Source organism: Mangrovibacter plantisponsor, assembly GCF_003182475.1.
Classification (GTDB): domain Bacteria; phylum Pseudomonadota; class Gammaproteobacteria; order Enterobacterales; family Enterobacteriaceae; genus Mangrovibacter; species Mangrovibacter plantisponsor.
Genome location: NZ_QGTS01000006.1, coordinates 244248 through 259461, shown reverse-complemented (window position 1 = coordinate 259461; position 15214 = coordinate 244248). Strand labels below are relative to the sequence as shown.

Genomic DNA, 15214 nt, shown 5'->3' with positions numbered 1-15214 from the left:
GCTCACTGTGAACCGCTGTTTGTGAATAGCCTTAAAGCAGCGGTTTTAGCACCTAAAAATTCTTGTATTTTTGAATTTAAACAGAAAGTTACATCATTTTCGGTTTTGAGAAAAGGGCTGGTTAAACTGTATGACGAGAATAGAAATATTCGGAGTGTGGTTTTCCCTGGTCAATTATTGTCTGGTGGGGATTATTCTGAAGGGTATTATTCTTACTCCGGGGTTTGCGCAACAGAAGTAGAATATTGCCAGTTAGCTCTTGGCCGGGTATATGACTTAAGTCAGATTATTCCAGATTTCACACTACAAATACTGAATGTGTTTTCTCGTACCATTGCCAGTAAGCAACATTGGGAAGAATGCCTGATGCTACCTGATGCAAAATTGCGCCTGGCCGCTTTTTTGACTATGTGGTGGCAGACCTGTAGTACTTTGCCAGCAGGCAACGACTATGTTCGCCTGCCGCTGAGTAAAAAAGAGCTTGCTGCATTATTGGGGATGTCACTGTCTACGCTTAACCGCGCGTTTCAGTTACTTAGCGATGAACAACAGATTGATCTCCACAAAAAATACATTCGTATTTTGCCGGGGGTGCATTGAGTATTCTTTATGCCGGTATGCTGAAAGGCAGGTTATCCAAACTGGATACAACTTCATCAATCATTCAACAATCATTCAACAATCGATAAGACTTTCCTTAAGTTTCTTTGCAGTTACGTACTCATTGTGATAACACTTCTCATTCTGATTTATATTTCCCAACTAATGGGGTTATGGGTGTGAGTGCACCTGTTAAGGGATGAGTGACTGAAGATGATTAAACAATGGGCTGGCCGGTTACTGCACTGTTGCTTTATGGCTCTGGTGCTGGTTCCTGCTGCGGCGATTGCCACGCAATACCCGCTAACCGTAAAAGATATCGATGGCCGTACAGTGGTTCTGGACCATGAGCCGCAACATATTATTTTGCAGGACGGGCGCGATCTTATGGCGCTGGCTTTGTTAGACCGGGACAACCCGTTTCACCGGGTCATTGCCTGGAATAACTTGTTAAAAAAACAGGATGAACAAACCTGGGATATTCTGCGTAAGGCCTGGCCGGCAGCAGAAAAAATACCGGATATGGGCTTCTCCGACCAGGGTGAAGTCAATAATGAAACGGTCATTGCCAGTGAACCAGACCTGATGATTGCTCAGTTGCGGGCAAAACCTGCGCTGGAACAAACCGGTGTGCTTGGGCGCCTCAAAGCGCTGCATATTCCGGTGCTGTTTGTTGATTACGAACTGCACCCGGTGCAAAACACACTACCCAGTATTACGTTGTTAGGCAAAGTACTTAACCGGGAATCGCAGGCAAAAGCCTATACCGATTTCTACCAACAGCGCCTGGCTAAACTCCAGCAGATTGTTGCTGTACAAAAGAAGAAACCCGAAGTCTTTATTGAACCTATTGCCGGTATTGGCGGCACATCCGGAGCCTGTTGCTTTACCCATGGGCACAATGGCTGGGGTGGTCTGGTGGAAGCCGCGGGTGGGAATAATATTGGCTCTTCGTTGTTAACGGGCGCCAGTGGGTACATCAACCCGGAAAAAATTATTGCCATGAAACCGGATTTTTACCTGATGACCGGTTCCAAACGTGGTAATGCGCAGAATCCGTTGATCCCGTTTGGTTACAATACGGACCCGGCGGCCATTAAAACCAAGTTTGATGCTTTACTGGCACGTAATGCCGTTGCCGGTATTCCGGCAGTGCAGGCCGGGCATGTGGCAGGGATTTACCACCACTTCTATAACCACCCGTGGAATATTATTGGCCTGGAGATCCTGGGTAAAATTTTCTACCCGGAAGCGATGAAAGATATCGACCCAACAGCCGATTACCACTATATCGTGACTCACTTTACGCATCTGCCTGATGCGCCAATTAACCTGAGTTACCAGCCCTGATAACGTAACCCGCCACCGGTATGCCGGTAGCGGGTTTTGCTCTGTTTATTCCCAAAAACGCTTAGTTTTCTGGCGAAAAATCACTGCCATCAATAAAGCTGATTCTGTCCAGTACCCACTGGCGCACGATTTCGTGAGCTGCACGTTGCGCCTGCTCCGGCAACATACCTCTGGCGGAGACCAGCCAGGCGGCTGTCTGTTGCTGGGCTGGCTTCATTGCCTGTAGTGCTGCCTGGCGCTCCGTTGCGGAAAACAGTTGGGGTTGCGACCATTGTTTCAGCGCGACTTCAGGCTCTTTTTGCCCTTTTGCGAGTGTGGCTGGCGTTAAAAAATCACTGGGTGAAACAGTGGCTTTCAGTGCCTGAACACGCCATGCCGCATAGGTGGCGAACTGAATCGTACCTGCGTCACTTGAGGCTTTTTCAAGTGCCGGGCTGAAGGCTTTTTCGAGCGCCTGCCATGCCGGGTGGGTGAACAAATCCCCGCGCGGGCTGCACACCGGTGCGCCTGCATCACGGCTGGATCCATAAAGCGGCCCAAAGGCATCCCAGGCCGGGCCACCCAAACGGGCAAAAATAAAGCAGTGTGAGTTCATTAATACCGGGCTGCTTCTGTCCAGGCGCTCAATAACCATGCGCAACAGCAACAATGTTTTACTGCTGTTGCTCTGTTTGGGGTCTTTTTCTACATCAGTCAAAACAGACCAGGAAAAACTGTCATCTTTCAGGCTGTTAGCGGCGATGTCATGAGCGCGCTGCGCCTCTTTTTCGCTTACCCCGCTCTCTGGCGCAAACTGATGCAACCAGACCAGCCATGCGGCAGCCAGTGGGTTATGCCAGGTGCGCAGGCGTTGAGCCGCCAGTTCAGGGTTGGCGGGTATTTGCTGAATAACTTCACCCAGTTCACTTTGCCCTTGTAATGCCAGCTTAAGTAAAGCCCGGCTGCGGGTATTCATCTGCTGTGTCAGGCAGGCCGTCAGGTCTGGGGAAGCGCAATGGTTACGCTGGGCGAGCCAGTTGCGTTGTTCCTGGCGTAGTGCGGGTATCTGGTTTTCTGGCAGGTACTGAAGACTGTCGCTGTACGCCCCGGCAATCTGGGTATCCAGTGCGCTAAGGTCGGTATTGGCGCAAATAGCCTGTTCAACAGCGCTTTGCGCTTTACTGCAGTCAAACGAGGCGGCATGTGCCAGGCCTGGGGCCAGTCCGGCTAACACAATAAAAAATAACCCGCAAATAGCGGTTGTGTGCCGGGCAATACGGGGAGGCAAAACGGGGAACATAACACTATCCTTAATGTATTCACTCCGGGCGCAGGGGAAGGCGAATGCCACAACAGAAGATTGTAGCCCCGGGCCACCAGGCTGAATGGGTAACAGTCTGCGCAATAGTAGCCATCAATATGTGGCTTGTCTGGTCTTTATTGTATTCCTGATAAGCCCGGTTAAATACCTGCCAACTTTTTGCTCTCCAAAATAGTCTGTTTCGTTTCGTCTGGTATATGTGTTTTTTACTGGAATAAATACCTTATTTTAACAAGGGGTTTAAGACGGTTTCTGGTATCTGTTTGAAAAATCAGACATGTTCAGGGTTATTCTTGTTTTTTATTATTAATTCAGTTGGTTATATGTTTATTTCTCAGGGTGGTTATTTTGTTTGCTTACTATGTAGACAAATGTAATGCCCTGAATCTGCTATTCTGTAACCATTCACCTGAACGTGTGATGTAAGGGAGTTGTGTGAAATCACTCCCGAATACAGGGTTCTGTAAGCCTGCCTGTAAAAGGAAAATAGTTAATAAAAAAAAGAGGATACAAATGATTCGAGCAAGGAAAAAAATTAAGCCAATCGCCCTGAGCGATGTCACTATTATTGATGATGCTAAATTACGTAAAGCCATTACCGCAGCCTCTTTAGGAAATGCTATGGAATGGTTTGATTTTGGTGTTTATGGCTTTGTTGCTTATGCGTTGGGGAAAGTCTTTTTCCCGGATGCCAGCCCCGGTGTACAGATGATAGCGGCGTTAGCGACGTTCTCTGTTCCATTCTTAATTCGCCCTTTAGGTGGGCTGTTCTTCGGGATGCTGGGCGATAAATATGGTCGCCAGAGAATTCTCTCAATTACGATTGTGATTATGTCGCTCAGTACTTTCGGGATTGGCTTAATTCCGGGTTATGAAACGATTGGTATTTGGGCTCCTGTGCTGCTGTTAGTGTGCAAAATGGCTCAGGGCTTTTCAGTTGGCGGGGAATACACCGGAGCTTCCATATTTGTTGCCGAATATTCACCTGACCGGCGGCGTGGTTTTATGGGGAGCTGGCTGGATTTTGGGTCAATAGCCGGGTTTGTGCTGGGGGCCGGGTTAGTGGTACTGATTTCCGCAATTGTTGGCCAGGATAATTTTATGGCCTGGGGATGGCGCCTGCCATTTTTCCTGGCGTTGCCGCTTGGCATTATTGGGCTGTACCTGAGAAATGCCCTGGAGGAAACCCCGGCCTTTCAGCAACATGTTGATAAACTGGAGCAGGGTGACCGCCAGGGTTTGCAGGAAGGGCCGAAGATTTCATTTAAAGAAATCGCCACACAGCACTGGCGCAGCCTGCTGGCGTGTATTGGGTTAGTTATTGCAACTAACGTCACCTATTACATGCTGCTCACTTATATGCCGAGCTATTTGTCCCACAACCTGCATTATTCGGAAGACCACGGTGTGCTGATTATTATCGCCATCATGATTGGGATGTTGTTTGTGCAACCAGTAATGGGGCTGCTCAGCGACCGTTTTGGGCGCCGTCCATTTGTGATTTGCGGCAGTGTTGCTTTATTAGTTCTGGCGATCCCTGCGTTTAAATTAATTAACAGTGATGTGATTGGGTTAATTTTTGCCGGGTTGCTGATTCTGGCCGTGATACTCAATGCGTTTACTGGCGTGATGGCTTCTTCACTCCCCGCGATGTTTCCGACGCATATTCGTTACAGTGCGCTTGCCAGCGCTTTTAATATCTCGGTGTTAATCGCCGGGCTGACTCCCACACTTGCCGCCTGGCTGGTGGAAACCTCAGGTAACCTGATGATGCCGGCATGGTATCTGATGGTGATAGCTGTGATTGGGCTGATTACCGGGTTGGCGATGAAAGAAACCGCCAATTTACCGCTAAAAGGTGCAACGCCTGCGGCATCGGATATTCAGGAAGCAAAAGAGATCCTCAAAGAGCACCACGATAATATTGAGCAGAAAATTGAGGACATTGATGCGGAAATTGCTGAACTCCAGGCAAAACGGAGCAAACTGGTTCAGCAGCACCCGCGTATTAACGAATAACCTGGTCTGGTTGCCTGCCACCGCTGGTTTACCCGGCGGTGGCACAACAGATTAACGCAATGCCGGGTTGCTCACCAGGCTGAACCGGCCACACCCCAATAACGCAATGGTGATACCGCCAAAAAAGAATAACGCAATCTCTTCAAGCCCCCATGCGCCCACTTTGGTGGTGGTGAAAATCAGCCCGGGGTTGGTAGTCAGCCAGGCGAATAACATGGTAAAACACATCACCAGCGCTGCCGGGCGAACCAGCAGGCCGATTATCAACAGCACTGGCGCAACAACTTCCCCCAGGTAAACACCCCAGGCGACAAAGCCCGGCATACCGTGGCTTTCCACAATGCTGATAATTGGCCCAATACCGTCCATCACTTTGTGAATACCATGAAACAACATCATACAACCGATTGCCAGGCGTAACAGGAGCTTGCCAGTATCGGGTTTGTCCAGTAATGCATTGAATTGCCTGAGCATGATGCTCTCCTCCAGTGACCTGGTAAGTATGCCAAATGATTAGTGTATTAATTATGAGTCGCATTTTAATTTTGCAGGAGAACTGCTCGAAAAAAACTGCGCTATATCAACCTGAACGCAGGGAAAGCCAGGCAGATTTTGGCAGGTAGCGGTTTCATCCTGTTCAATGAAACCGCAGGGGAGTGGTGTTGGCGCTAAAAATTACAAATTGGCGGTTAAAAAGTTACTGACGGTTTTCATACATTGCTCACGCTCTTCGACATGAGGCATGTGGCTTGAATCTTCAAAAATAACCCACTGAGCACCAGCAATATTGTCGGCAAAGGGCTGCACCACTTCGGGAGCGGCTTCGTCGTAACGGCCAGAGATCAATAAAGTGGGGACGGTAATGGCGCTTAGCCGGTCGATAATCGTCCAGTCTTTCATGGTGCCGATAACGTGAAATTCTGTTGGTCCGTTCATGGCATGATAAACCGTTGGGTCTTCATCCATTGCGTCAAAAGTACGGCGTACTTCCACCGGCCAGGGAGCAAGGCGGCAAACATGGCGCTGGTAGAATACCTGGCTGGCGGCTTTATAGGCTTCGCTGTTCAGTGTACCTGCGGTTTCGTGCTCCAGCAGGGTGGCCTGAACCTCTGGTGGTAATTCAGAACGCAGTTTGGCCGCCGCTGACAACCAGAGTGCCATGGATGCCGGTGAATTGGCGATGACCAGTGCTTTCAGCCCGGCAGGCTGGCGTACTGCATGCTCAGCTGCCAGCATTCCTCCCCAGGATTGCCCAAGAAGCGCGTAGTCCTGTTCAATACCTAAATGCTCTAGCAGGTTATCCAGTTCTTCCAGGAAGAGTGCCGGGGTCCAGAAATCTGTGGGCATATCGGGCAGGTGTGTGGAGTTGCCATTGCCGAGTTGATCGTAGTGAATAACAGGCCGCCCGGTGCGGGCGATATCACGAAAAGCATCAACATAGTCGTGGGTACAACCCGGGCCACCATGGGCGACCACCAGAGGCGTTCGCCCCGTGTGGAGACTGCCGCAAATACGAAACCAGGTCTGGTATTCCCGAAACGGAGCATAGCCCTCTTGGATGGTATACATGGCTGCTGTTTACCCTGTGATGTGAATGTTTGCTCAGGGTAGAACGCAGTTGTATGCAGTGAATACTAGTAAAAATGCTAGTTCTTAACTGTCCAGTAAACGGTAGTGCAGTGCGCGTACCACTGCCTGAACCCGGTTACTGGCTCCCAACTTCTTCGCCGCGGTGTTCAGGTGCAATGTTACGGTGGCGACTGAGCGGTGTAACTTGCGGGCAATTTCTTTGGCTGTCAGCCCTTCCGCGGACCAGGCCAGGCATTCGCGCTCACGATTGCTGAGTTTGACATGGCGGCAGGTCAGCATGGATGCATCGAATAACGGGAATGCGCTTTCCTGGAAACGGTGGGCGATAAAGGTCAGTTGCGCCAGGCTGTCCATGACATCCCGTTCCTGATGGGGGGCGGTCAGGATCCCGGTCAGGGTGACAAAACCACCATGAGGCAAGTGCAGCGGTACGGTGGCGCCGCAAGGCATATCGTGGTCACGCATGTAATGGGTCACCGGTTTATGCTGGTCGCTCAACCGCCCACGCAGAGAGGTGTAATCCGGGCGTTGATAAGACCACACAAAAGGCGCGCAGCTTTCCAGTGCGCAGTGTTGTACCGGGTCAACCTGGTAATAGCCCTGGTCGCACCAGCGCTGGCGCATATCGTCCGGTACGTTGTGCATCCGCAACAATGATGGCGTGATCAATTCCCCTTCCAGTGAACGGGGGACGGGGGTGTAGTCGTAAATAACCGCATCAAAGCCCAGCGTTTGTGTCTGGTCAAAAAGTGTAGTGAACGCATCATCCAGTCCATTGGGAAATGATGTGCCAGGGTGCTGAATAGCTGGTTGCATGTTCCCCTCCATTTCCTGTCTGTGCCGTGAGCGGCATGGTTTGTGCAAAACCTTTTCAGTCTGTAACGCTTTATATGCAAATACAGTGCCATGAGTTGCATGTTTTTTGTACTGGCATTGCAGGCAAAACTAGTATTTTTGCTAACTGTTCAGTGGCGGGCGAAGCCGTTAGCGTAAGAAAAACACCCGCGAATTGAATGACGGGCACCGGAGGGAAAGATGTGGAGCGAAATTCAGCCAGATAAACGCCATGATATTACGGTTAATGGCTACAACGTAGTTGCCTGGGAGTTTGGCGAGGGTGACGACGTAGTACTTTGCCTGAATGGCGGCCCTGGGTTGCCCTGTGATTACTTGCGTGAAGCGCACTCCTGCCTGAAACAGCAGGGCTACCGGGTAGTGGCTTTTGACCAGTTGGGGACAGGTAAATCCGACCGCCCGCAGGACCCGCGCTTCTGGACAATGGAGCGCTATGTTCAGGAAGTTGAAACAGTACGCCGTGCGCTGAATCTTGGAAAAGTGCATTTGTTGGGGCATTCATGGGGCGGCTGGCTGGCGATTGAAGTGGCATTGCACCACCCTGGTGCAATTCGTAGCCTGATCCTCGAAAATACAGTGGCGGATATGCCCCATTTGGTGCAAGAGCTCAACCGTCTGCGCGAGGCTCTGGGGCCAGAAACGGTTGCGATGATGCAACGCTATGAAGCCCTGGGCTGGCTGAGTCACCCGCAATACCAGGCTGCCGTCACCTTGCTGAACTACCGCCATGTTTGCCGGCTTGATGTCTGGCCTGCACCGGTAAAACGCTCGCTGGACGACTGGAATATGGGGCCTTACGAGACAATGCAGGGGCCGAATGAGTTTCTCTATACCGGTAATTTAAAAGACTGGGACCGCAGTGCTGATTTGCACATGATTAAGGTTCCCTGCCTGATTACCACCGGACAGCATGATGAACTGACACCTGCCTGTGCGATGAAAATGAAACAGGGTCTGCCCCAGGCGGAACTCCATGTATTCCCCAATAGTAGCCATATGCCGTTTTATGAAGAGCCCCAGGCCTATTACCCGGTCCTGCTGGATTTTCTGGAGCGCCAGCGCAGCAGCGGAGGTGACTGATGCACCGTTACCGGTTTCTGCTGTTTCGCCCCCTGCAACTGCTGCCAGTTTTGCTGGGAATAAGCATTATTACGTTTGCCATGGTACGCGCCATCCCGGGTGACCCGGCACGCATTTTACTTGGTGTGCGCAGTACTCCCGCAGCACTGGCCCGTATTCGCGCCCAGTTTGGCCTCGATGAACCCTTGTGGGTGCAGTATCTCTATTTCTTGCGCAACCTGCTTCATGGCGAGCTGGGCAAATCCATCGTTTACCGGGTGGATACCCTGAAGTTGATAGGTTCCCGGCTGGAGCCAACCGTCTGGCTGGTGGCAGGAAGTGTCCTGCTGGCAATTGTTATTACCGTTCCTCTGGCCGCTATGGCTGCACGCCATCGGGGAGGTGTGTGGGATCAGTGCATTCGCCTGTTTACCACCGCCGGGCTGGGCTTTCCCGCTTTCTGGCTGGGGATCATGATGATCATTGTGTTCAGCGTGACGCTGGGCTGGTTCCCGGTTTCTGGTTATGGCGATGAACTGACCGAACGCCTGCACCACATGGCTTTGCCGTGTTTTACGGTTGCGCTGGCGTTATCAGCGGTGTTGATTCGCAATCTGCGCGCCAGCCTGCTGATGGAGATGAGCAGTGATTATGTGGTGGCTGCCCGGGCGCGGGGCCAGCAGGAATCGCGCATCTTCTGGCGGCATGTGTTACCGAACTCACTGGTGCCAACCATCAACCTGCTGGCCGTTAACATTGGCTGGCTGATTGGCAGCACGGTAGTGATAGAAAGTGTGTTCGCCATACCCGGAATGGGGCAGTTACTTATCAAAGCAATTTTCAGCCGGGACTACATGGTGGTTCAGGGCGTGGTGATTGTTTTTGCACTGGCAACTGTCACCGTCAATTTGTTGGCCGATGTGCTCACAGTCGCACTGGATCCGAGGGTGAAACTATGAACCTGACTTTGCCTGCAAGTGTGGCGCAGTGGCGGCGGCGTTTTATTCCGCGCCAGCACGCGCTGGTGGCTGGTGGCTGCATTATCGGCTTGTGGTTGCTGGCCGCAATTCTTGCGCCATGGCTGGCACCTTTCGACCCCATCAATCAGGACCCGTCGGTGAGCCTGCTCCCTCCTGGTGGCGCTCATTTGTTTGGTACCGATAACTTCGGGCGCGATATTTTTTCCCGCGTAGTGTGGGGCGCGCGCGTGGATCTGCAAATCTGCCTGCTGGGGGTGATTTTCCCGTTCTCGCTGGGAACAGTGCTGGGAGCGCTTTCTGGTTACCTGGGCGGCGTTGTGGATGCAGTCGTTATGCGTGTTATAGATATTGTCCTGGCTTTTCCTTTCCTGGTTCTGATGCTGGCAATCATCGCCATTCTGGGGCCAGGGCTTGGCAGTTTTTATATCGCGATGGCAATGGTGGGCTGGGTGTCTTATGCCCGCCTGGTGAGGGCGCAGGTGTTAACCCTGAAACAGCGTGATTTTATTCTCGCCGCGCGCAGCCTGGGGTACAGCCACACCCGTATTCTGTTTCGCCACTTATTGCCCAACGCGCTGACGGGCGCACTGGTGTTCTCCATGTCTGACTGTGTCCTGGTTCTGCTGAATGGTGCGGCGGTGAGCTACCTCGGCTTAGGTGTTCAGCCACCAACTGCTGAATGGGGCGTGATGGTGGCAGAAGGGCAGAGCTTTATTACCACCGCCTGGTGGATAACCACATTCCCCGGGCTGGCAATTGTACTGCTGGCAATGGGGTTCAGCCTGCTGGCTGATGGGCTGGGTGACCGGTTAGGAGAACGCGTATGACATTACTGGATGTCTCACAACTGACCGTGACAACCGTAAACCAGGTGACGCTGGTGGATGGCATCAGTTTTCGCCTGGCCGAAGGGGAAATGTTAGGCCTGGTTGGGGAAAGTGGGTCGGGTAAAACGGTGACCTGCCGTGCGCTGATGCGCTTATTACCAGGGCAGGGGCTGCGCATTAGTGGGGGAAGTATCAATCTTGCCGGGCGTGATCTTGTTCCCCTGAGTGAGGCGCAGATGGCCGGTGTTCGCGGGCGGGAAATTGGTATGATTTTCCAAAACCCGTCCAGCCACCTTAACCCGGTGATGACGGTAGGTGAGCAAATTGCCGAAAGCCGCCGCCTGCACTTTGGCGCCAGCCGCAGGCAGGCGCGGGCCGATGCTCTGGATTTCTTGCGCCAGGTGGGGATCCCTGACCCACAAAGCCGGGCAAAAAATTACCCACATGAATTCTCTGGGGGGATGCGGCAACGGGCAATGATAGCTGTTGCACTGGCGGCAGAACCACGTCTGTTAATTGCCGATGAGCCGACGACTGCGCTGGATGTCACTGTGCAGATGCAGATCCTGCGTTTGCTGAGTGACTTGCGCAGTGAGCTGGGTGTGGCGGTGATAATGATTACCCACGACCTTGGGGTGGTGGCGCAAACCTGTGACCGTATCGCGGTAATGTATGGCGGGCGGCTGTGTGAATCAGGTGGAAAACGCGAAGTGCTCCACCACGCGGCTCACCCATACACTCAGGGGCTGATTGATTGCCAGCCACAAAGTGAAGGCAGTGCCGGGCATTTGAAAACCATTCCCGGCCAGCCACCAGTGGCAAACCATTTTCCTGAAGGGTGCCGGTTTCACCCGCGTTGCCATGCAGCCAGTGAAGCCTGTCGCCAGCAACAACCCGCACTGCACTATACACAGAACAGCCTGTCTCATGCCGCGGCCTGTTTTCACCCCTTTCAACCATTAACACAGCGGGAGGGATAATGGCGAAACAGGAAAGCTGGCCGCTTTTGGAAGCGGAAAACCTGAGCGTAACGTTTCCGGCCGGAGGCGGCTGGGGCCGCGCACGGCGCGTTGTTCACGCGGTTAATCAGGTAAGCCTGGCAATTTCACCAGGAGAAACGCTGGGGTTGGTGGGTGAGTCGGGTAGTGGCAAAAGTACCCTTGGCCGTGCTCTGCTGCAACTGGAACGCCCGGCAAGCGGTGAAGTTCGGTTTGATGGTATGCGTATTACCCATGGGTTGCGCAGCGACGTAGCTCGCCTGCGCCAGCAAACTGCCATGATTTTTCAGGACCCGTTCTCATCCCTGAACCCGCGCCAGACTATTGGCGAAAGCATTGCCGAAGTGCTGCGGGTGCATCGCAAAGTCCCCACGGAGAATATTGCCGGGCGGGTGGATGAATTGCTGACGCTGGTGGGCTTAAGCCCCGTGCAGGCGGCATCCAAACCCGGCCAACTCAGTGGCGGGCAATGCCAGCGGGCAGGTATTGCCCGGGCGCTGGCGATTGAACCACGCTTAATTGTGGCAGATGAATGTGTGGCGGCGCTGGATGTTTCTATTCAGGGGCAAATCATTAATTTGCTGATGAGCTTACGCGAGAAAATGGGGCTGGCGATTCTGTTTATCGCCCATGACCTGGCCATTGTGCGCCACTTATGTGACCGCGTGGCGGTGATGTATTTGGGGCGCATTGTTGAACAGGGGCCGTCTGAGACGGTGTTCTCCCACCCGCGCCACCCGTATACCGCTGCTCTGGTAGCCGCGATTCCCGAAATCGACCCGGATAAACCGCTCCCTGCCCAGCCTCTGGGTGGCGAGCCTCCCAGCCCGATAGCTATTCCGGCCGGGTGTGCGTTTCATCCGCGTTGTCCATATGCCCAGGCACAATGTTGCACTGGCGCACCACCACAGACCCGGCATGTTGCCGACCATAGCTGGACCTGCGTGTTAGCCCACGCAGGCGAAGAGACTGTATTTCCGTTGACTGGGGGAGTGTTGAATGAAGCGCAAGCACGTTAAATTGGCAGCAGCAGGGTTATTGTTGGCGTTGAGCGCCGTGAGTGAACTGGCGCAGGCTGCCGGTATCTTAACCATTGGCCGCCGTGAAGACAGTACAACGTTCGACCCGATTAAATCGGCGCAGAACGCGGATAACTGGGTGTTTTCCAATGTGTTCGACCCACTTATCCGGGTAGATAAAACTGGCACCAAACTGGAACCCGGAGTGGCGGAAAGCTGGACGATTTCACCCGATGGTAAGGTGTATACGTTCAAAATCCGTGATACCAAATTTTCTGATGGTTCACCACTGACCTCTCACGATGCGGCTTTCAGCCTGTTACGTATTCGTGATAACGAAGGGTCACTGTGGCGCGATTCCTACAGTAATATCGCCAAAGTGGAAACCCCGGATGACCGCACGCTGGTGATCACCCTGAAAGCGCCTGCGGCACCGTTCTTGTCTCAACTGGCATTGCCGAATGCCTCTGTTATTTCAGAAAAAGCACTGAAAGCGGAAGGGGAAGATGAGTTTGCTGAAAAACCTGTCGGCTCTGGTGCGTTTCGTGTGAAAGAGTGGGTGCGTGGCGAGAAAGTGGTTCTGGAGAAAAACCCACTGTTCTGGCAGGCGAAAGATGTCAGCCTGGATGGGGTCGAGTGGCTGACTATTCCGGATGATAATACTCGTATGCTGAAAGTGCAGGCTGGCGAGCTGGATGCAGCGCTCACCGTACCGTTCTCGCGCATTGCTTCCTTGCAAAAAGATAATAATCTGACTGTTGAACTGGACCCTTCCACCCGTGAAGACCACTTGTTGATCAACCATTCACATGGTGCGCTTGGCAAAGTGGCGGTGCGCCAGGCACTGGATTTTGCCATTGATAAAGACGCGATTGTTAAAACGGTGACCTTTGGTTACGGGCAGGTGGCAAACTCCTATATTCCTGCCGGTGCGCTGTACCACTACAGCGATAACCTGCGCCGCCCTTATGATCCGGAAAAAGCCAAAGCGATGCTGAAAGCGGCCGGCGCTTCGGATTTGTCGCTGAATTATGTGGTGAATGCGGGCGATGAAGTGGATGAACAAATTGCTATTCTGCTGCAACAGCAACTGGCGAAGGCTGGGGTGAAAGTTAACTTACAGAAAGTGGATCCAAGCCAAAGCTGGGATATGCTGGTGGCCGGTGATTACGATATTTCGGTGATGTACTGGACTAACGATATTCTCGACCCGGACCAAAAAACCACATTTGTGTTAGGCCATGACGCTAACATGAACTACATGACCCGCTACCACAATGAGAAAGTGAAAGCGCTGGTTGCTGCGGCTCGCCTGGAAATGGACCCGAAAAAACGTGAGCAGATGTACATTGATCTGCAAAAAATGGCGAAAGCCGACGTGAACTGGATCGATCTGTATTACAGCCCGTACCGTAATGTCAGCCGTAAGAATATTAAGGGTTTCTACCAGAACCCGTTAGGCCGTTTCTTCCTGGAAAATACAGTTAAAGAGTAACGGTTTTATCCTAAAATGGCGCCGCGATGGCGCCATTTTACAAGGTATCACCCATATAAATTTGGTAGCCCAAATCAACACTGTCGCCCACGATTTCGTCATCCTCTATTTTCTTTAATAGCATTTGTGCCGCGGTACGACCAATTTCAAACCTTGGAGTAATCACACTGGCAAGGCTTGGTATCATGCGTTTACCCATTTCCAGCCCGTGAAAGCCGGCAATTGACAGGGTTTGTGGCACCCGGATATTTTGCATGTGGCACCACAGTAAGGCGCCCATAGCAATGTCGTCGTTGGTACAAAATACGCCATCTAAATCAGGGTATTGTGCCAGGGCATCTTGCAGCATCCGGGAACCGAGGTGAATAGATGAGATAGAATGAGGGTTAACTCGCAGGCAAGGTAACCCGGCTTCTGCCATGGCTTCACTGTAGCCCTGAAAACGCTGTTCATCTCTCACATCGTCTTTGGAGCCAAGGTAGACGATTTTTTTCCGCTGGCGTTTTTCCAGCATGGTATTGACCATATCGTAAGCGGCCAGTTTGTTATTGAACCCCACTTCCATGTCCAGCCTGTTACCCTGGGTATCCATCACCTCCACTACCGGGATTTGTGCTGCACGCAGGAACTTGCTGGTACGCAGGGTATGGTGCTTTTCGCTGAGAATAATGCCGTCAATATTGTAAGAGAGCAGGTTGATAACTTGCTCTTCTTCTGAGTGCTGGCAGTAATTGTAATTCGCTATCAGGGTTTGGTAATTATGGCCCGAGGTGACAGATTCAATCCCTGCCAGGATGTCGGAAAACAGTTGATTTTGAAAGGAAGGAATCAGGATGCCGACGGTATAACTCTTGGCATTAAGCAGCATTTCTGGTGCGCGGTTTGGTACGTAATTTATCTCTTCAATAATGCTGGCAATCTTTTCTCCGGTCTCCCGTGAGACCTTATGCGGTGTACGCAGATAACGGCTGATGGTCATTTTGGTGACACCTGCCAGCGTAGCAATATCCTGCAATGAAATGCGATGGTTTCTCATGATGTTTGAATAACATTCGCCTGCCAGTGGAATGAGCCGGGTGGCAAAATCAGGCTGCCTGATAAGATTTTGCCCAGAATACGCGA

At 52.1% G+C, this 15214-nt stretch carries 14 protein-coding genes; 9 read left to right on the top strand and 5 right to left on the bottom strand.

Annotated features, from left to right (window positions below):
• Positions 1–156 precede the first annotated feature (156 nt).
• Positions 157–600, top strand: a complete 444-nt coding sequence (locus tag DES37_RS11615; RefSeq protein WP_170123762.1) for a Crp/Fnr family transcriptional regulator — start codon at positions 157–159, stop codon at positions 598–600.
• Positions 601–813: 213 nt separating this feature from the next.
• Positions 814–1950, top strand: coding sequence for an ABC transporter substrate-binding protein (locus DES37_RS11610; protein ID WP_425451709.1), 1137 nt, complete (start codon positions 814–816; stop codon positions 1948–1950).
• Between the two features lie 61 nt (positions 1951–2011).
• Here the strand turns inward: DES37_RS11610 and DES37_RS11605 are convergent, their stop codons facing one another.
• On the bottom strand, positions 2012–3229 hold the full coding sequence (locus DES37_RS11605; protein WP_110025869.1) for a lysozyme inhibitor LprI family protein: 1218 nt from the start codon (positions 3227–3229) through the stop codon (positions 2012–2014).
• Between the two features lie 537 nt (positions 3230–3766).
• Between DES37_RS11605 and proP the strand changes: the two genes are divergently transcribed.
• Positions 3767–5269, top strand: coding sequence for a glycine betaine/L-proline transporter ProP (gene proP / locus DES37_RS11600; protein WP_110025954.1), 1503 nt, complete (start codon positions 3767–3769; stop codon positions 5267–5269).
• A 51-nt stretch (positions 5270–5320) separates the two neighbouring features.
• Here the strand turns inward: proP and DES37_RS11595 are convergent, their stop codons facing one another.
• From DES37_RS11595 to DES37_RS11585, 3 genes are all read right to left on the bottom strand, one after another.
• Positions 5321–5743 carry a DoxX family protein gene (locus DES37_RS11595; protein WP_036106527.1) on the bottom strand — a complete coding sequence of 141 codons (423 nt, stop codon included), beginning with the start codon at positions 5741–5743 and terminating at the stop codon, positions 5321–5323.
• A gap of 201 nt (positions 5744–5944) precedes the next feature.
• A complete protein-coding gene (locus DES37_RS11590) occupies positions 5945–6838 on the bottom strand; it encodes a proline iminopeptidase-family hydrolase (RefSeq protein WP_110025868.1) in 894 nt (297 codons plus the stop codon).
• A gap of 84 nt (positions 6839–6922) precedes the next feature.
• Positions 6923–7675 carry a LuxR family transcriptional regulator gene (locus DES37_RS11585; protein ID WP_036106522.1) on the bottom strand — a complete coding sequence of 251 codons (753 nt, stop codon included), beginning with the start codon at positions 7673–7675 and terminating at the stop codon, positions 6923–6925.
• A 219-nt stretch (positions 7676–7894) separates the two neighbouring features.
• Here DES37_RS11585 and DES37_RS11580 point away from each other — a divergent pair, with 219 nt between their 5' ends.
• From DES37_RS11580 to DES37_RS11555, 6 genes are read left to right on the top strand one after another with little or no spacing between them, the layout of a single operon-like run.
• The gene (locus DES37_RS11580; RefSeq protein WP_036106521.1) at positions 7895–8794 is read left to right on the top strand and encodes a proline iminopeptidase-family hydrolase; all 900 of its coding nucleotides are present in this window, start codon (positions 7895–7897) and stop codon (positions 8792–8794) included.
• Positions 8794–9732 carry an ABC transporter permease gene (locus tag DES37_RS11575; RefSeq protein WP_036106518.1) on the top strand — a complete coding sequence of 313 codons (939 nt, stop codon included), beginning with the start codon at positions 8794–8796 and terminating at the stop codon, positions 9730–9732. The genes DES37_RS11580 and DES37_RS11575 overlap by 1 nt, the downstream gene beginning before the upstream one ends.
• Positions 9729–10580: an ABC transporter permease gene (locus DES37_RS11570; protein ID WP_036106516.1), complete on the top strand. Its 852-nt coding sequence runs from the start codon at positions 9729–9731 to the stop codon at positions 10578–10580. Before DES37_RS11575 ends, DES37_RS11570 begins: the two co-directional genes overlap by 4 nt.
• Positions 10577–11560, top strand: a complete 984-nt coding sequence (locus tag DES37_RS11565) for an ABC transporter ATP-binding protein (RefSeq protein WP_110025867.1) — start codon at positions 10577–10579, stop codon at positions 11558–11560. Before DES37_RS11570 ends, DES37_RS11565 begins: the two co-directional genes overlap by 4 nt.
• A complete protein-coding gene (locus tag DES37_RS11560; RefSeq protein ID WP_110025866.1) occupies positions 11560–12597 on the top strand; it encodes an ABC transporter ATP-binding protein in 1038 nt (345 codons plus the stop codon). Before DES37_RS11565 ends, DES37_RS11560 begins: the two co-directional genes overlap by 1 nt.
• On the top strand, positions 12578–14092 hold the full coding sequence (locus DES37_RS11555) for an ABC transporter substrate-binding protein (RefSeq protein WP_036106509.1): 1515 nt from the start codon (positions 12578–12580) through the stop codon (positions 14090–14092). Before DES37_RS11560 ends, DES37_RS11555 begins: the two co-directional genes overlap by 20 nt.
• Positions 14093–14129: 37 nt before the next feature.
• Here the strand turns inward: DES37_RS11555 and idnR are convergent, their stop codons facing one another.
• Positions 14130–15128 carry a DNA-binding transcriptional regulator IdnR gene (gene idnR / locus DES37_RS11550; protein ID WP_110025953.1) on the bottom strand — a complete coding sequence of 333 codons (999 nt, stop codon included), beginning with the start codon at positions 15126–15128 and terminating at the stop codon, positions 14130–14132.
• Positions 15129–15214: the final 86 nt, after the last annotated feature.